At 74.8% G+C, this 16,806-nt stretch carries 17 protein-coding genes; 5 read left to right on the top strand and 12 right to left on the bottom strand.

Going from position 1 to position 16,806, the window contains the following annotated elements:
* Positions 1–247: 247 nt before the first annotated feature.
* Genes ACI1MP_RS07975 through ACI1MP_RS07965 form a run of 3 tightly spaced genes read left to right on the top strand, consistent with a single transcriptional unit; the run spans position 248 to position 3,155 of the window.
* Positions 248–631: a hypothetical protein gene (locus ACI1MP_RS07975; protein ID WP_404868158.1), complete on the top strand. Its 384-nt coding sequence runs from the start codon at positions 248–250 to the stop codon at positions 629–631.
* A gap of 29 nt (positions 632–660) precedes the next feature.
* Entirely contained in the window at positions 661–1,560 is a 900-nt protein-coding gene (locus tag ACI1MP_RS07970; RefSeq protein ID WP_404868157.1) for an ABC transporter ATP-binding protein, read from the top strand.
* Positions 1,557–3,155 (top strand): hypothetical protein, encoded by a 1,599-nt coding sequence (locus tag ACI1MP_RS07965; protein WP_404868156.1) that lies wholly within the window; start codon positions 1,557–1,559, stop codon positions 3,153–3,155. The genes ACI1MP_RS07970 and ACI1MP_RS07965 overlap by 4 nt, the downstream gene beginning before the upstream one ends.
* Before the next feature lie 35 nt (positions 3,156–3,190).
* Here ACI1MP_RS07965 and ACI1MP_RS07960 read toward each other — a convergent pair whose 3' ends face one another.
* The 3 genes from ACI1MP_RS07960 to ACI1MP_RS07950 all read right to left on the bottom strand — a co-directional run bounded on the left by ACI1MP_RS07960 (position 3,191) and on the right by ACI1MP_RS07950 (position 5,978).
* Positions 3,191–3,796 (bottom strand): class F sortase, encoded by a 606-nt coding sequence (locus ACI1MP_RS07960; RefSeq protein WP_404868155.1) that lies wholly within the window; start codon positions 3,794–3,796, stop codon positions 3,191–3,193.
* A 53-nt stretch (positions 3,797–3,849) separates the two neighbouring features.
* Entirely contained in the window at positions 3,850–4,509 is a 660-nt protein-coding gene (locus ACI1MP_RS07955; protein ID WP_404868154.1) for a hypothetical protein, read from the bottom strand.
* A 221-nt stretch (positions 4,510–4,730) separates the two neighbouring features.
* Entirely contained in the window at positions 4,731–5,978 is a 1,248-nt protein-coding gene (locus tag ACI1MP_RS07950) for an aromatic acid exporter family protein (RefSeq protein ID WP_380336443.1), read from the bottom strand.
* Positions 5,979–6,187: 209 nt separating this feature from the next.
* Here ACI1MP_RS07950 and ACI1MP_RS07945 point away from each other — a divergent pair, with 209 nt between their 5' ends.
* Entirely contained in the window at positions 6,188–7,426 is a 1,239-nt protein-coding gene (locus tag ACI1MP_RS07945) for an MFS transporter (protein WP_404868153.1), read from the top strand.
* Positions 7,427–7,658: 232 nt separating this feature from the next.
* Here ACI1MP_RS07945 and ACI1MP_RS07940 read toward each other — a convergent pair whose 3' ends face one another.
* The 7 genes from ACI1MP_RS07940 to ACI1MP_RS07910 form a co-directional block, all read right to left on the bottom strand.
* Positions 7,659–8,504: a helix-turn-helix domain-containing protein gene (locus ACI1MP_RS07940; RefSeq protein ID WP_404868152.1), complete on the bottom strand. Its 846-nt coding sequence runs from the start codon at positions 8,502–8,504 to the stop codon at positions 7,659–7,661.
* 47 nt (positions 8,505–8,551) lie between these two features.
* A complete protein-coding gene (locus tag ACI1MP_RS07935) occupies positions 8,552–9,436 on the bottom strand; it encodes a class I SAM-dependent methyltransferase (RefSeq protein ID WP_404868151.1) in 885 nt (294 codons plus the stop codon).
* Entirely contained in the window at positions 9,433–10,911 is a 1,479-nt protein-coding gene (locus tag ACI1MP_RS07930) for a 4-hydroxyphenylacetate 3-hydroxylase N-terminal domain-containing protein (protein WP_404868150.1), read from the bottom strand. The genes ACI1MP_RS07935 and ACI1MP_RS07930 overlap by 4 nt, the downstream gene beginning before the upstream one ends.
* On the bottom strand, positions 10,908–11,459 hold the full coding sequence (locus ACI1MP_RS07925; protein WP_404868149.1) for a flavin reductase family protein: 552 nt from the start codon (positions 11,457–11,459) through the stop codon (positions 10,908–10,910). The genes ACI1MP_RS07930 and ACI1MP_RS07925 overlap by 4 nt, the downstream gene beginning before the upstream one ends.
* A gap of 44 nt (positions 11,460–11,503) precedes the next feature.
* On the bottom strand, positions 11,504–13,333 hold the full coding sequence (gene asnB / locus ACI1MP_RS07920) for an asparagine synthase (glutamine-hydrolyzing) (RefSeq protein ID WP_404868148.1): 1,830 nt from the start codon (positions 13,331–13,333) through the stop codon (positions 11,504–11,506).
* Positions 13,333–14,088, bottom strand: a complete 756-nt coding sequence (locus ACI1MP_RS07915; protein ID WP_380336489.1) for a hypothetical protein — start codon at positions 14,086–14,088, stop codon at positions 13,333–13,335. The genes asnB and ACI1MP_RS07915 overlap by 1 nt, the downstream gene beginning before the upstream one ends.
* Positions 14,089–14,210: 122 nt before the next feature.
* Entirely contained in the window at positions 14,211–14,705 is a 495-nt protein-coding gene (locus tag ACI1MP_RS07910) for a winged helix-turn-helix domain-containing protein (protein WP_404868147.1), read from the bottom strand.
* 74 nt (positions 14,706–14,779) lie between these two features.
* Here ACI1MP_RS07910 and def point away from each other — a divergent pair, with 74 nt between their 5' ends.
* Positions 14,780–15,427, top strand: coding sequence for a peptide deformylase (def, locus tag ACI1MP_RS07905; protein ID WP_380336494.1), 648 nt, complete (start codon positions 14,780–14,782; stop codon positions 15,425–15,427).
* A 46-nt stretch (positions 15,428–15,473) separates the two neighbouring features.
* On the opposite strand, the gene ACI1MP_RS07900 is transcribed toward def, so the two are convergent.
* Positions 15,474–15,905 carry a hypothetical protein gene (locus tag ACI1MP_RS07900; RefSeq protein ID WP_404868146.1) on the bottom strand — a complete coding sequence of 144 codons (432 nt, stop codon included), beginning with the start codon at positions 15,903–15,905 and terminating at the stop codon, positions 15,474–15,476.
* Positions 15,895–16,392 carry a copper-binding protein gene (locus ACI1MP_RS07895; protein ID WP_404868145.1) on the bottom strand — a complete coding sequence of 166 codons (498 nt, stop codon included), beginning with the start codon at positions 16,390–16,392 and terminating at the stop codon, positions 15,895–15,897. Before ACI1MP_RS07895 ends, ACI1MP_RS07900 begins: the two co-directional genes overlap by 11 nt.
* Between the last annotated feature and the right edge of the window lie 414 nt (positions 16,393–16,806).

The raw sequence follows: 16,806 nt of genomic DNA, 5'->3' as shown, positions 1-16,806 counted from the left end.
CTGCAACGGTGCGGGACGCCCGGGCGGCCGTGCCGAGGGCGCCGGCCGGCCGATCCCTGGCGACGGCGACGCCGGGCGGGCCTCCGGCAGGCCGGGCCAGGCCACCGCGGCGTCCTCGGCGCGGGCGTCCGGCCGGGTCGGCGAGGGCTGACGACGAGTCACCGGATATCTGCCGAACGGCAGATGGCGGACGAGCCCGGATCGGCGAGGCTCGGGACGTACCCGACCGAGCCGCCCGGAGGAACCGGTGGAACGACGCCCGCACCCGAAGACCGTCCTGCTCGCCCTCGCGGTGGCCGCCGTGCTGCCGCTGACCGGCTGCGCCGACTCCGCCAAGGCCGAACCGGAGGAGCAGACCTTCGCGTTCACCGGCACCGCCCTGGACGTCAAGGCGCACGGCAACCCCACCGACCTGATCCCCGCCGACCGGACCGACGTCAAGGTCACCCGCTGGTTCGACACCGGCGCCCAGGTCGGCAGCAAGAGGCTCAGCTGGACGCTGGAGAACGGCACCCTCGACCTGCACGCCGGCTGCACCGGACTGGCCGACTGCGAGGCCAGGTTCCGCGTCGAGGTGCCCCGCAACGTCGCCGTCACCCGCGACGGCCGCCCCACCGACCTCAAGGGCTGACCACCCCCGCGAACCACGGAGACCCACCCATGACCGACCCGACCATCGAACTCGACGGCATCGGCAAGGAGTACCGCGGCGGCAAACGCGCCCTGGACGATCTCACGCTGCAGCTGCGCCCCGGACTGACCGGCCTGCTCGGCCCCAACGGCGCCGGCAAGTCCTCCCTGATGCGGATCCTGGCCACCGTCACCCGCCCCACCCGCGGCAGCTACCGCTACCGGGGCGCCGACGCACTCGCCCAGCCCGACCGGGTGCGCCGCGAACTCGGCTACCTGCCACAGGACTTCGGCGTGTACCCGAACCTGACGGCACGCGAGTTCCTGGCCTACCTGGCCGCCGCCAAAGGCCTCTCCGCACGCTCCGCCCGGGCCCGGATCGACCAGCTGATCGAACTGGTCAACCTGACCGAGGCCGTCCGCCGCCCGCTGCGCGGCTACTCCGGCGGCATGCTGCGCCGGGTCGGCATCGCCCAGGCGCTGCTCGCCGACCCCCGGGTGCTGGTGGTGGACGAGCCGACCGCCGGACTCGACCCCGAGGAGCGGGTGCGGCTGCGCAACCTGCTCGGCGAACTCGCCGCCGACCGGATCGTGTTGCTGTCCACCCACATCGTCTCCGACGTCGAAGCGGCCGCCGCCGACCTCGCCGTCCTCGCCCACGGCCGGCTGCTCCGCCGCGGCACCCCCGACCAGCTGCTGCGGGAACTCGACGGGCAGGTCTGGGAGGCCGTGGTCGCACCGGCCGAGGTGCCGGGCGTGCAGGCCCGGTACCAGGTCGGCCGCGCGGTGCGCACCGCCGACGGCGTCCGGCTGCGGGTGCTGGCCGGGCACCCGCCGACCGCGGACGCCGTGCCCGTGCCGCCCGACCTGGAGGACGCCTACCTGGCCGCCGTGCACGGCGCCCCCGCCCGGCCGGAGGCGCTGCGATGACCGGCACCGCACTCGTCCGACTCGCCGCCGGGGACTTCCGCGACCGGGTGCGGCGGCCCGTGTACGCGGTGACGCTGCTGGCCGCCGTCGCGCTCGGCCTGCTGGCGGTGCCCGCCGCGGACAGCCGCTGGGCGATCATCGACGTCGGCGGGAACCGCGGCGTCTACAACAGCGCCTGGGTCGGCACCGCGACCGCTCTGGCCGGCGCGCTGTGGCTCACCGTCGGCGGCTTCTGGGTGGTCCGCGGCGGCATCGTCCGGGACGCCGCGGGCCGGGTCGGCGAGATCCTCGCCGCCACCCCGCTGCGCACGGCCGGCTACCTGGCCGCGAAGCTCCTCGCCAACCTGCTGGTGCTCGCCTCGATGCTCGGCGTGCTGGCCGGCACCGCGCTGGTGCTGCAACTCGTCCGCGGCGAGGACCGGGCCGTGCACCCGCTCGCCCTGCTCGGGCCGTTCGCCCTCATCGCGCTGCCGCTGATCGCGGTGACCGCCGCGGCCGCCGTGCTGTTCGACACCGTGCCGCCGCTGCGGGCCGGGTTCGGCAACGTGGTCTGGTTCGTGCTGTCGCTGGTGCTCGCCATCGGCGGGCAGTCGGCCGACGCCCCGCTCGGCGGGATCGGCGTGCAGCAGGCGACGCAGTCCATGGTCGACGCCCTGCGGCGTCAGCAACTGCCTTTCGGGGACGGTGAGTTCAGCCTTGGCCTGACGCAGGTCCCGGAGCCGCTGCACACCTTCGGCTGGGACGGCGCACAGTTCTCCGGCGGCTTCCTGACGACCCGGCTGGCGATCGTCGCCTGCGCGGCCGCGCTGGCCGTGCTGCCCGCGCTCTGGTTCGGGCGCTTCGACCCGGCCCGCAGCCCCGGCCGGACCGCCACCGCCACCGCCACCGCCACCGCTCGGTCGGTCGCGGAGCCCGCCGAGCCGGTCGCGCCCGCTGCGCCCGGGCCGTTCGGGGCGCTGCCGCCCACCGCGCCGGTGCGGGCCGGGACGGCGTTCGGGCGGTTGCTGGTCGGGCAGACCCGGATCCTGGTGCAGGGCGTGCCGTGGACCTGGTGGGCCGTCACCGCGGCACTCGGCGTGGCCGCGCTCGCCGTGCCGCTGCCGCTGGTCACCGGGCTCCTGCTGCCCGCGCTGTGGCTGTGGCCGGTGCTGATCTGGTCCCGGCTGGGCTCCCAGCAGGTGGAGAACGGCCTGGAGGAACTGCTGGCCGCGCACCCCGCGCCGCGGCTGCGGCTGCTGGCCGACTGGGCGTCGGGCGTGCTGCTGGCGGCGGTGGCCGGCCTCGGTCCGCTGCTGCGGATGCTGGTCGCGGGCGACGCCGCCGGGGCCGCGCACTGGCTCGCCGGGGCGCTGTTCGTCCCGGCGCTGGCCCTCGGGCTCGGCACCGTCGTCCGCAGCCACCGCCCGTTCCAGGCGCTGTACCTGCCGCTGTGGTACCTGCTGGTCAACCAGGTCCGCGCGGTCGACTTCATGGGCGCCGTCCGCACCGCCGGCCGCCCGGACGGGCCGAGCCCGCTGCTGGTCGCGGCGCTCGCGGCGGCGCTGCTCGGCGCGGCGGTCCTGGCGGGCTCGGCCCGGCGCGACGTCAAACGCTAGGCCCGGCACGGGCGTTCGGGGGCCGGGCGCACGGCTCAGGTGGCGGCGCTGCTGGAGGTCAGGTGGGCGTACACCACGGTGTTGGAGTCGTAGCCGTTCTTCCGGTCGTAGTGGCCGCCGCAGGTGATCACCCGCAGTTCGGCGCGGCCGGTCGTCCCGTACACCTCCTCGGACGGGAAGGCGCTCTTCGGGTAGGAGCGCACCTCGTCGACGGTGAAGGTGGCGGTCCGCCGGTCCGCCCGGGTGACGGCGATGGCCAGGCCGGGGCGCAGCAGCCCGAGCCGGTACAGCACGCCCGGGCCGTGCCGGTCGTCCGCGTGCCCGACCACCACGGCGGTGCCGTCCGCGCCGGGCGCGGCGCCGTCGCGGTACCAGCCGACCAGGTTCGCCCGCTCGCTCGGCGGGGTCTCCAGCTCGCCCCGGACGTCCAGGCCGAGCTCGGTGAAGGTGGCGTCCACGGAGATCGACGGGATCCGCAGCCGGCGCGGCGCGGACGGGTCGAGCGCCGGGGAGTCCGGGGCGAGCGTGGCGCGGTGCGACGGGGCGGGGGCCGCGTCGGGCGGGGGCGGTTGGGCGCCGACCAGGCCGTCGCGCACCAGCATGCCGCCGAACAGCACGGCCACGGCCGTGGCGCCGACCACGACGGGGTCGGCGCCACGGGTCCGTCGGCGGCGGGGGGCCCGCCGAGGTGGCGTCAACGGCGCGAGCGACGCAGCCGGCGAGCCACCAGCCATCCGCCCCCGGCGAGCAGCGCACCGCCGACGGCGATCTCCGCCGGGTTCAGCCCGTGCGAGCCGCCGCCCTCGCCGGCCGCGACCCCGCCCTTCGGCACGTGGCCCTGGTGCACCTGCGGCGGCGCCGAGTGCAGCTGCGGCGCCGCCGCCGACTGCTGGGCATGCGCGGGCGGCGCGGTCGGCGGCGGGCTGTTCTGGGCGCCGGAGCCGCAGTCGACGGCGAACACCTTCTGCTTGGCCTGCCCGGTCTCGCCGACGAAGTTCCAGATCAGCTTGTAGGTGCCGTTCGGCAGCGACAGGTTGGTGGTGTGCCCGGTGCCGCCGGAGAGCACGATGCTCCCCGACAGCGTCCTGGTGCCGGGCGGCTGCTGCTGGTCGATCTCCCAGGACACCAGCTGCACGGTGTCGAAGTTGAAGGCGTCCAGGTAGAACTTGCAGACCTTCGGCTCGTCCCGAGGGTCGTTGAACGGCACGCCGGTACTGTGGATCTTCACGTCGCCGTTGTCGCCGGGCGCGGCGAAGGCCGGCGCCGCGGGCGCGGCCAGCGGCAGCGCGGCGGCGCCGAGGAGGACACCGGCACGCAGGGCACGCAGGCGTCGCCCGGCCAGGGTTGAGGCCATGGAGAACTCCGGATGGGTGGACGGGAGCTGCCGGCACCGCGCCGACACCCCACGAGGTTCACCGCGCCCCCGTCGCCCGCCACCACAACACTCCGGCCCGGTACGACGTTTCGTCCCAACGGTGGAGCGGGCCCACTCCGACGGCCCGTCAGGCGCCGAGGTGCCGCAGGCCGGGCCGGCGCACCCTCCGCCGTCGAGGAGCCGTCGAGGACGACGCTCCGTCAGGCGGCCTGCCGGTCGGGCTTGCGGCGGCGGGGGCGCAGGCGCTCGCCGCGGGCCAGGCGGCGGATGCCGGCGAAGCGGGAGAAGCGGTCGCGGCCGGCGACGGAGGCCCGGTCGAGTTCCTCCATCAGACGGCGGGAGCGGTGCTCCAGATCCAGTTCGTCCAGGATCCGGTCCACCTCGGCGAGCAGGGAGCCGTGCAGCTGCCAGGCCTGCGGGTCCTGCTGGATGCGGCGCAGCAGCAGCTGCGCGACGTTCTCCCGGCAGGTCCAGGCCGCGGCCAGCTCGGACGTCAGGCGCTGCTCGGCCTCCTCCGCGTTGCGGCTGACCTGGGTGGTGACCAGCACCGCGAAGCTCACCAGCGCCCCGCCGATGTGCGCGAAGAGCTCCTCCAGCGCCACCGCGACCTCCGACGGGAACAGCTGCTCGTCGACGGTGCGCCGCTTGGCCAGGTCGGTCAGCGAACGGGCGATCACCCGGATCACCACCACGCAGATCTCCAGGGTGTCCAGGCCGGTGCGCAGCACCAGCCGCGACAGCAGGCCCTCGCTGATCCGCGGGTTCAGTCGCAGGCTGTCCTCGGCCTGCCGCAGCGCGCCGTCCACCTCCGCGATCGCCTGGTCCAGCCGGCGCGCCTCGTGCAGCCGCTCGGCGGCCCGCTCCACCGGCACCGGGCGGCCCAGCTCCTCCGCGAGGTCCAGCAGCAGGTGACGGGCGCGCCGGGCCAGGTCCTCGATCTTCTCCCCGGCGGTGTCCACCCACACCGGCGGCGCGAACACCAGGTTGAACAGCAGGCCGACCACCGCGCCGATCACCGTCTCCAGCACCCGGTCCCAGGCCTGCGTGGTGACCTGCGAGACGCCCAGGATCAGCATCGCGCTGATCGCCACCTCCTGGACGAACTCGTCGACCCGGACGAACCGGCCCACCGTCAGCGACGCCAGGATGATCAGCCCCAGGCTCCACCAGGACAGCCCCACCACGGTGGAGAACCCGATCGCGATCAGCACCCCGACCACCACCGAATTGACCCGCCGCACGCTGGTCTTCAGCGTCGAGTACACCGTCACCTGCACCACCAGCAGCGCCGTCAGCGGCGCCGTCAACGGCACCGGCTCCCGGCTCAGCCAGGTCGCCACCACGTACGCCAGCGTCGCCGCGACCGTGGCCCGCACCGTCTGCACCACGAACGGGTCCCTGGCACCGCGACGCACCAGCGCCGCCACCGACTCCGGAACAACACGCATGCCGCCCTTCTATCCCCCCGGGCGGACTCCACACCCGCTGACACTCCAGCAACGTGTGAGCGGCGGTCACACGACCAACGCCTGTCTGGTTGCCGCCCCCGCCCGCCGCCCAGGATGGCCGCATCGGGCCCCCGTACCCCCTGCGCGCGGCCGACGGCGTTCCCCGGTCCGAGGACGCGCTGCGCGCTGCTGACGAGGTGGTGGTCGCCGTGAGCGACGTGTCCGACCTTTCCCGGGCCGAGGCGGAGACGCCGGCCGAACCGGTGTTCCGGCGGTGGCGGTACGCCGGAGTGCTCGCCCTGCTCTTCCTGTTCGGGACGGAGACCTTCCTGGTCTCCCCGCTGCTGCCGACCATCGCCGGCTCGATCCACGTCAGCGAGGCCGCCGCGGCCTCCACCGTCACCGCGTACGTCCTGGTGTACGCGGTCTGCGCGCCGTTCCTCGGCCTGCTCAGCGACCGGTTCGGACGACGGCGCACCCTACTGGCCGGCACCGCGCTGTTCGTGCTCTCCAACGCCGCCGCCGCGCTCTCCACCGACCTCACCCTGCTGGTGCTCTCCCGCGCCCTGGCCGGACTCGCCGCCGCGGCCGCCGGCCCCGCGATCTGGGCGCACATCGCGGAAACCGCCCCCGACGCGGTCCGCGGCCGCGCCCTCGGACTCGGCATGGCGCTGTTCTCCACCGGCCAGGTCATCGGCGTCCCGCTCGGCGGACTCCTGGCCGGCGCGGCCGGCTGGCGCGCCGCGTTCTGGGCCCTCACCGCGGGCACGGCGGCCGCCGTCCCGCTACTGCTCCGCCAGGTCGCCCCGCGGCCCGCGTCTCCCGCCGGCGGCACGATCCTCGCCGTCCTGGCCGCCTGGCGGGACCCCGCCCTGCGCCGCGCCCTCCTGGTCAACACCGCCTTCAACGCCGCCAACCTCGGTGCCTACACCTTCCTCGGCGCCGTCCTCGGCGACCGCTTCGACCTCTCCGTCCAGGCCCTCGGCCTGGTCGGCATCCTGGTCGGCGCCGGCAGCGTGGCGGGCTCCCTGCTCGGCGGCCGCCTCGGCGACAAGGCCCGCGCGGCGGGCCGTCAGCCGGCCCTGCTCCCCGGCTGGGCGCTGCTCCTCGCCGCGGGCATCGCCCTCGCCGTGGCGGGACCGGGCCTGATCCTCTCCCTCCTGGGCGTCCTCCTCTGGTTCGTCGCCTCCGGCGGTTTCGTGACGGACCAGCAGACCCTGGCCGGCACCGTCGCCCCCGCCCACCGGGCCACCTCCAGCGCCTGGCTGACCTCCACGATGTACGCGGGCACGGGCGTCGGCGCCTGGGCGATCGGCGCTTTCGGCAACGTCGCGCACGGGTCGCTGATCACGGGCGTCGTGCTCGCGCTTGCAGCGGCCGCGGGCACAGTGCGGGTGCGGAACGCAGGCGGACGTGAAACGCAGGCGGGCGCGAAAACAGGGGCGTGAAACGCAGGCGGACGCGAATCGCAGGCGGACGCGAAAACAGGGGCGCGTGGGGGTGCCTCCCGGCCCGCCAGGGCTGGGGGAGAACTGCGCGACAAGCGCCAACCTGTCCGTAAGGTCGCGATCAATGGCAAGTCATTGTCCTGCGTCGCGATCTTGCGGCGGGGTGCCTTCCGCTTCGCGCAGTTCCCCGCGCCCCTGGTTTCGCACCCGCTCGCGCCCCTGGTGGTGCTTCCTACGCCGTCGCCCGGAGCGGGCGCTCGATCAGGTCGTTCATCCGCGCCAGGTCCGCCGGGCTGTTCGGGGTGAACAGCAGCACCAGCGCCGACGGATCGTCCACCGGGTGGAACGAGCTCAGCGTCAGGTACACCGCGGTGCTCGCGGGTGGGGAGACCACCACCTCGCGGGCGGTGAGTTCGGCGACGGTGTGGCAGCCCCACCAGTGGCGGAGGTCGGGGGCGTCCGCTTCGAGGTGGCGGTAGAGCTCGTCGGTGCGGGGGTCGGCGATCGCGGGGCCGGCCTGGGCGCGGAAGTGCTGGAAGACGTTCATGGCGAGCGGTTCCCAGTCGTGCAGGACGCTGCGCAGGTGGCGGTCGACGGCCATCAGCCACATCAGGTTGCGGCGGTCGGCGTCGACCTTCTCGGGGGAGCCCCACAGCGCCGTCCAGGCGGCGTTCCAGGCGAGCAGGTCGAAGTGCCGGTCGAGCAGGACGGCGGGGCTGGTCGGCCAGGAGTCGAGGACGGGGCGGACCGCGTCGGCGAGCCGCTCGGCGGCGGTGCGGTCCGCGGGGACGGGCTCGTGGTAGCCGGCCAGTCGCATGGCGTGCCGCAGGCCCGCCGCGTCCAGGCGGAGGGCTCGCGCCACCGCCTCCAGGACCTGCCGGGAGGCGGTGACGCGGCCCTGTTCGAGCCAGGTGTACCAGGCGAGGCCGACGCCGGAGAGCGAGGCGACCTCTTCGCGGCGCAGCCCGGGGGTGCGTCGCCGGGCGGTGGCGGTGAGTCCGACGTCGGCGGGCTGGAGGCGTTCGCGGTGGGCGCGCAGGAAGGCGCCGAGCTCCTGACTGACGGCGGGGGTGGACACGGGTGGCTCCTCGTTGCGGGCGGTTCCGGGGGCGTCGCGCACCCACCCTAGGCGCGGGGCGGGCGGTTTCCGGTTCCTGAAACAAACTCCTCATGTGCCGTCAACTCCCAGAGTCGAACCGGCATTCGGCTGACCCGTCCGAGCGTGTTCTGCCGCCGCCAGGCGCTCGCCCCGATCGCCCGGTAGAAGTCGGCGCGGCGCTCTCCGGGCAGCACCCGGGCGTAGTAGTCGCCGAAGGTCGCGGCGTGGAAGTGCTCGTACTGCTCGGCCGAGTCGACGGTGACGACCGCGTCGCGTTCCGTGTGGCCGGCGACGCGCAGGTGCGGGGCGAGGACGGTGAGCAGGTCGGCGGCGGTGCGGGTGCGGGTGGCGATCGGCAGGACGCCGTGCGCGGCGAGCAGCGCGGGGACGTCGGCGGCGGGCGTGCCGAGGGCGGTGAGCGCCTCGCGGACCAACTCGTCCTCGCCGCCCAGCCCGTGGGCGTCCCGGGCCGGGTGGTAGGTGGTGAGCAGGAAGCGCCCGCCGGGGGCGAGGTGTTCGGCGGCCCAGGCGAAGATCCGGTCCTCGTCCGGGTACAGCCAGTGCAGGACCGAGGTCTGGGTGATCACCTCGGCGCGGTACGGGAGTTGCTCGGGCGCGGTGAGGTCGGCGGCGTGCAGCGCGACGCGTTGGCCGTACGGGGCGAGGCGGTCGGCGGCTTCGGCGATCCGGTGCTCGGAGCGTTCCAGGCCGACGGCGAGGCGGAGCGAGGGGAAGCGGTCGAGGGCGGTGGCGAGCAGCTGGCCGATGCCGCTGCCCAGGTCGATCAGCGTCTCGGGGGATCCGGTGACGCGGTCCAACACCCAGTCGCGGTCCTGGACTTGGCGCAGTCGGCTGGCGTCGGCGTACCCGGCGAGGGTGCGGGCCTGGATCTCGACGGCGGACGGGCTCACGTGCGGGCCTCCTGAACGTTCGCGGCGGGGTCGTCGAGCAGGGCGAGCAGTCGGGCCCTGGTCGCGGACTGGTCGTAGCGGTGGAAGACGGTGATGCGGTTGCGGGCGAGGTCGCCGCGGTGGACATACTCGTACAGGTCCTGGCGCTGCCCGAAGCCGTCCCCGGTGAGTTCCCAAGCCAGCCGGAACAGCCGGGACTTGGCCTCGACGTCGATGCCCCGCCCGCGCATGTAGCGGTCGAGGTGCGGCCGCAGCCGCGGGTTGGCGAGGTCGCCGGGGGAGGGCTGCATCAGCAGGCCGGACGCGCCGATCCGGCGGACGATCTCGACGGCGTCGCCGGCGACTTCGGCCGACCAGACCCGGGAGGCGAAGGTGTCGCCGGGGGCGAACAGGCCGGCGTCGGTGAGCGCGCCGCGGTTCTCCGCCGCGTCCAGGAAGTACTCGGTGAGTTCGGCGTACCCGGCGAGGCGGCCCAGGTCCTCCTGGATGTTGCGGAACTGGCTGACGCCGATCGACTCGGCGAGCAGCGTGGCGGTGGCCAGCAGGGTGCGCAGGCGCTCCCGGTAGCGGATGTGGCCGACGTAGGCGCTCCAGGCGTTGATCCGGGCCAGGCCGCGGCGGGCCAGGTCGGCGTCGCGCAGCAGGAACACCCGGTCCCACGGCACCAGGACGTCGTCGAAGAACAGCATCGCGTCCTGCTCGTCGTAGCGGGCGCCGAGCGGATGGCCGTGTCCCCACGGGGCGGTGCCGAGCGGCTCGCGGGCCAGCGTGATCAGGCCGGGCGTGTTCAGCGGCAGCGCGAACCACACCACGAACTGCTCGGCCCGGCCCTGGGTGAAGGACGCCGACAGGTACACCAGCACCTCGTGCGCCAGCGGCGCGAGGGTGGTGAGCTGCTTCGCCCCGCGCACCACGATGCCGTTCTCGTTCTCCGACAGCACGCGCAGCGCCAGGTCGGGGTCGTCCAGCGGGCTCGCCGAGCGGTCGATCTGCGGGTCGCCCAGCGCGTGCGAGAGCACCAGGTCGTTCTGTGCACAATGCCGGTACCAGGCTTCGGCGTTGGCCCCGAACCGGGGATCGGCGGCGCCGAGCCGGTGGCGGAAGTCGTGCACGCCGACGGCGATCGAGGCCATGAACGCGGGGGAGCGGCCCTGCTGCCCGAGCGCCTCGGCGTGCCAGAACTCGGCGCTGCGCCGCTGGACGCGCAACTCCTCCAGGGTGGTGGGCGGTTGGTAGGCGCGGGCCAGGCGCAGCCCGGTGTCCGGGTCCTTGAAGGTCAGCAACTCGCGGTGCTCGGGCCGGTGCTGGAGGTCGAGCAGGCGGCCGAGTTCCTCGGCGGCGGGCCGGAACGCCGGGTGCTCGGCCGGGTTGCCGACGCGCTGCCCGTCCAGGTACAGCTCGCGGCCGTCGTCGAGTTCGGCCAGGTAGCGGGCGCCGGTGAGCAGGCCGCGCGGCTCCGGGGACAGCAGGGTCATGCGCCAACTCCTTGCGCTGGAGGGTCGATTGATGGGAGCTCGGTCGACGGGAGCTCGGCAGGTGGGAGCTCGGGGCCGAGCTGCCGGTAGCGGGCGGCGTGGTGCAGCAGCGGACGGCCCGTTCCCTCGCCGACCGCGAGGGCCTCGCCGACCAGCAACAGGTGGTCGCCGACCGGGAGTTCGGCGTGCAGCCGGGCGTCGAACCAGGCCGTCGCGCCGGTCGGCACCGGCCCGCCGGTCGGGGCGTCGAGCACCGGCAGGTCGGTGAAGCCGCCCGGGGCCCGGCCCGCGCCCGGGGTGGCGAAGCGGCGGGCCAGCGCCGCCTGGTGCTCGCCCAGCACCGCGACGGTGAAGCGTCCGGCCGCGCGCACCGCGGCCGTCAGCGGGCTGCGGCGGGAGACCGCGACGCCGATCAGCAGCGGGTCGAGCGAGAGGGTGGCGAACGAGGAGACGGTCTTCGCGTGTTCGAGGCCCGCCCAGCGGACGGTGAGCACGGCGACGCCGGTCGGCCAGTGCCGGGCGGCCGAACGGAAAGCGGTTTCCGGCACTGTCTGGAAAGCGGTTTCCCGTTGGGTCTCGCGGGCCGGCGCGCTCACCGCAGACCCACCTGGTAGGCCCGCAGCCACTCGTCGACCTGCACCAGGTGGTCCAGGCCGCCGACCGGGTTCGGCGCGGTGCGCGGGCTGGGCAGTGGACGGCCCTCGGCGAGGTGGCGGCGCACCAGGTCCCGGTCCACCAGGTCGAACACCGGCGCGGCCGGGTCGGCCAGCAGCTCGTGGGCGCGGGCGGTCAGCACCTCGGTGTAGCGCACCGCCGGGGTGGACGGGTAGCCGGACTTCGGACGGTCCGTCACCTGCGGCGGCAGCAGGTCGCGCACCGCGTCCCGCAGCAGCCCCTTGGCCCGGCCGCCGGGTGACTTCAGCTCCCACGGCACGTTCCACAGGTACTCCACCAGCCGGTGGTCGCAGAACGGCACCCGGACCTCCAGGCCGACCGACATCGACACCCGGTCCACCCGGTCCAGCAGCGGCGGCAGCCAGCGGGTCAGCGCCAGGTGGAAGGTCTCCCGCACCTTCGCCGCCGCCGGGTCCTCCCCGTCCAGCCGCGGCACCGAGGCGAGACTGCTGCGGTACGCGGCCTCGGTGTACTCCGCCGGCCGGACCTCGGCGCGCACCTCCGGGCGCAGCAGCGCGGCCGGGGTGGTGCGCCCGTGCAGCCACGGGAAGGTGCCGGAGGCGAGCGCCGCCGCGTCGTGGAAGTACGGGTAGCCGCCGAACACTTCGTCCGCGGCCTCGCCGGACAGCGCGACCGTGGAGCGGCGGCGCACCTCGCGGAACAGCAGGTGCAGCGAGGCGTCCATCTCGCCCCAGCCGGGGCGGTCGCGGGCCCGCAGCACGGCGTCGCGGGCGTCCAGCAGGTCGTCGTCGGGGATCAGCACGCTGGTGTGCACGGTGCCGATGTGGGCGGCGGCGGCCTGCACGAACGGGGCGTCCCGGCCGGTGCGCCAGGCGTCGGGGGCGCGGTCGGCGCTGCCGGGGAAGTCCACCGAGAAGCTGGTGATCTTGCCTTGGCCGCCCCGCTCCCGGGCGGCCGCGGCCAGCGCGGTGATCGCGGAGGAGTCCACGCCGCCGGACAGCAGCGTGCACAGCGGGACGTCGCTGACCAGTTGCCGCTCCACCGCGTCCGCGAGCAGCGCCCGCACGGTGGCCCGGGTGGTCGGTTCGTCGTCCGGGTGCGAGGCCGACTCCAGTCGCCAGTACGGGATTTCACGCACCGCATGGCGGCTCGCCAGCACCAGGTGCCCGGGCCGGACTTCGTGCAGCCCGCGGAACAGGCCGTGCCCGGTGCTCGGCGCGGCCGGCAGTGCGAACAGCTCCGCGATGCCGGCCGCGTCCAACTCGGCCCGCAGCAACGGGTTCGCGAGCACCGCCTTCGGCTCGGAGCCGAACAGCACGCCGTTCGCGTGCCGGTGCCAGTAGAGCGGCTTGATTCCCAAGTGGTCGCGCACCAGCAGGAGTTCCTCGTTGAGGGCGTCCCACAGCGCGTACCCGAAGATGCCGTTGAACCGGGCCGGCGCCCGGTGACCCCACTGCAGGTGCGCGCGGAGGATCACCTCGGTGTCGGAACGGGTCCGGAACACGTGCCCGTGCGTCTCCAACTCGGCCCGCAGCTCACGGTGGTTGTAGAGCTCGCCGTTGTACGCGAGCACCGCCCGGGCGGGCTCGCCGTCCGCGAACGGCTGCAGCCCGCCGTCCAGGTCGATCACCGCCAGCCGGGTGTGGCCCAGCGCGGCGTGCCGCGACAGCCACACCCCGTCGGCGTCCGGGCCCCGGCACAGCAGGGTCTCTGTCATCCGGCGGACCGTCTCGGCGCGCAGCCGCAGATCCTCCGCCCAGTCCAGCCAGCCGGTCACTCCGCACATCAGGGCGCCCCCGTCGTCTCGTCGGCCTCTTCTTCGGCGCTCGCCTCCCAGTGGCAACCGTGGCCGGTCGGACCGGAGAGCAGGCGGTGCGCCGGGCGGAAGCCCTTGGCGCGGATGTTCGCGGACAGCGCGTGCGTGCAGTACGTGCACGGCGAGGCGAGGGTGATCGTCACCCCGCTGCGGCGAGCCTGCTCGCGGTAGTCCCAGATCGCGCAGTGCGTGATGGTCAGCGCGGCGTGCCGCGGGCCGGGCGGTTGCGCATCGTCGAACTCGTAGTCGGAGCCGTACAGTTCGGCCTGCCGGGCGATCCGGTGGATCGGGTCCGCCGCGCCCCGCCCGTGGTCCGGCTCGACGGTGCGGTGCACCTCGGCGTTGGACGCCGCCCACGCCGCGAGCACCTGCTCGCCGTAGTGCCGCACCAGGAAGCGCTCCATCAGCGCCTGCCCGCGGAAGAACAGCCGCTGCCACTGCGCGGACGGCGCGGCCCCGTCCGGCAGGTCGGCGAAGATCTCGCCCTGCAACGCGAACCACTCCGCGAGTTGCGGCTGGTCGCCCAGACTCACCAGGTACCTGGTCAGCCCGGCCTCCGCCTCGTGCAGGCGCCGCCGCCAGAGCGCGGAGCGCTCGGCATCCGGCATCGACCGGTACGGCGAACGCCAACCCTCCTGTTCTGCCGCCGACTTGATTGGCAGCAGCGCGACCTGGCGCCCCGCCGGCCCGTCCGGCCCGGTTCTGCCCTCGGGTGCGACGCCCATCGGTGCTCTCCCTCCGACCCGCACGGCTACGTCCTGCCAGCCACGCTAGGCAGCACCCACCGGGCCCCAGAAGCCCCGAACGGATCCCCCCGGGGCGACCTTCGTCGCCTGCGGGGCGCCGCTCAGCCGGGCAGCAGCGGGACGATCCGGGCGGCCGCGGCGTACGGCCGCGCGCCGCGCGGACGGTCCTTGCGGCCGACGTACCGCGCCATCAACGCCCTTACGTTCTGCTGGAGTTCGCCGGCCTCGGCGGGCGTCAGGTGGAGCACGGCGGTGAACGGCTCGGCGGCCGCTTCGGGCGCTTCGGCGGCGTCGGTCGCTCCGGTCGGGTGGACGGGGTGCGGCGCGGGGGTGTCCTCGGTCTCCCAGCGCAGCCGCCACGGGCGGGCGCGGCCACCCTGCGGGACCTCCTCGACCAGCCCGTAGCGGGCCAACTGCCGCAGGTGGAACGAGCACAGGCCCGAGCTGAGCCCGAGCCGCGCGGCGGCCCCGGTCGACGTCACGGTGCCGGCCTCGGCCAGCAGGTCCAGCAGGGCGATCCGGACGGGGTGGTCGGGCAGCGGGCGGCGGACACCGGGCGGCAGCGCCCGTTCGGTCTCGCGGATCTCATCGGTCACTTTGCAAAGCGTGCTACTTTGCAAAGCAGATGACAAGCCGTCACACCACCGAGTAGAGGCAGGCAAGACCCCTCATGGCCGACACCCCGCAGGACCGCCGGGTCCGCGTCCAGGGCGAACCCGTCGACGCCTACCCGGCGCTCGCCCCCGAGACCGAGCGCGGCGCGGTCCGCCGGATCACCGTCGTCGGCGAGCCGGTCCTGCACCGCCGCTGCCGCCCCGTCACCGAGTTCGGCACCCCCGAACTCGCCCGTCTGATCGACGACATGTTCGCCACCAACCACATCGCCGACGGCGCCGGTCTGGCCGCCAACCAGGTCGACGTCGACCTCCAGCTCTTCATCTGGGACATCACCGACGACTGGGGCGTCCGCCACGTCGGCCACCTGGCCAACCCCGTCCTCGAAGACCTCCCCGCCACCCACCGCCGCCTGCTCGAAGAACCCGAGGGCTGCCTCTCCGTCCCCGGCCCCCACCGCGAGCTCGCCCGCCCCGACCACGCCGTCGCCCACGGCTTCGACCTCCACGGCCGCCCCCTCACCATCGAGGGCCACGGCTACTTCGCCCGCTGTCTCCAGCACGAGACCGACCACCTCCACGGCCGCCTCTACCTCGACCGCCTCCCGTCCCGCGCCCGCAAGTCCGCCCTCCGCGAGATGACCGACCGCCAGGCCGAGGTCTTCGCCCGCCGCGCCGCGAACGCGTCCCGCCTCGGAAAGTAGGCGCCTCGCCGGGGCGCCGGGGCCACGGCGTCGTGCCCGCCGGCGCTCAGTGGGGACGCCGGGTGGTGAGGAACCCCGCGATCGCGGTGACGGTGGCGACGGCCTCGGCGATCGCGGTCGTGGTCTTCTCGGGGAACCAGGCGGGTTCGTACATGTTCGGCAGCGGGCCGATGGCGCCCACGTCCACGTAGCGGTACAGGAGCAGGACGCCGAGGGCGGAGGCGGACACCAGCGCGGCGAACATCCACACGGCCCGCCGGTGGCCGGCCACCAGCACGAGGAGCGCGGCGAGGGCGGCGACGGCCGCTTCGAGCCGGAACAGCGTGCCCTGGGTGAGGTGCGCGCCGATCGCGTCGTAGCCGGGGGCGAGGTCGGCGTGGATCGCGGCACTCACCGCCAGCGCCGCCGCCGTGACCAACTGGAGCGCCCGGCGCAGCAGCGGCCGCTCGGTGTCGGAGTGCCGGGTGTCAGTAGCCATTGCCGGGCGGCGTGGCGCCGGTGGCCCCGCCGGTCGGTGCGGGCGACCCCGTCCCGCCCGCACCGACCTGGACGTGGGCGTCCATGCCGAGCGCCTTGTGGTCGTCGATCGGACACCACAGCTCGTAACTGCCCTGCTGGAGCGTGACGGTGAACTGTGCGTCGCCGCCCGGCGGGATGGGCGAGGTCTGCATGGTGGCGACGCCGGGGCCCGAGATGGCCAGCGCGTGGTCCGTCGTCCCGGCGTTGTGGGCGACGAACGTGTGGCTGCCGGGCGTCAGCTGCATCTCGGAGAAGGCGAGGGAGTACTCCTTCTCGGTCACCGTGACGGTCCCCGCCGGCCCGCCGGTCGCGCCACCCGTCGGGCTGTTCGTCGCAGCGGGGGACTTGCCGCTGCTGCTGCATGCCGTGGCGGCGGCCATCAGGGCGGCTGCCGCCAGCGCGGTGCGGGTGAGAACGCTGGATCGGCGTACGGGGATCACGGTCATCGCCTCCTTGTTTGGGGACGAGCCTGGGGTACCTGGCCTGCCAACCGGTCGCGACACTCCCGCCACCTGCGGCCGTCCACCCGATCAGCCGTTCATCTGACGTGTGTGCGCGGCCCCTCCCGTGACGGACGCCGGACGCATCGGGCCGAGGCGGGCGGTTCAGTCCACGCCGAGCACGCCGTCGCGGACCCCGCGCCGGCGCAGCGAGTCCCCGACCTCGTCGGCGAGGCTGAACCGGGCCGTCCAGCCGAGGAGTTCACGGCCCGACCACTGCACGGGCAGACCCCGGCCACGTCACCGGGCCGGGGTGCGGCCCCGACGACGGGCAGACCTCCCAGCCGTCCTTGCAGGTGGGCTTCACCAGGAGGAGTCGGCCCTCGGGGTCGAAGAGCAGGACCCCGGCGGCGGTGCGCG

Source organism: Kitasatospora griseola (assembly GCF_044999035.1).
Taxonomy (GTDB): domain Bacteria; phylum Actinomycetota; class Actinomycetes; order Streptomycetales; family Streptomycetaceae; genus Kitasatospora; species Kitasatospora griseola.
The sequence above is the reverse complement of the archived record's forward strand: the minus strand, read 5'-3'. Positions and strand labels throughout refer to the sequence as shown.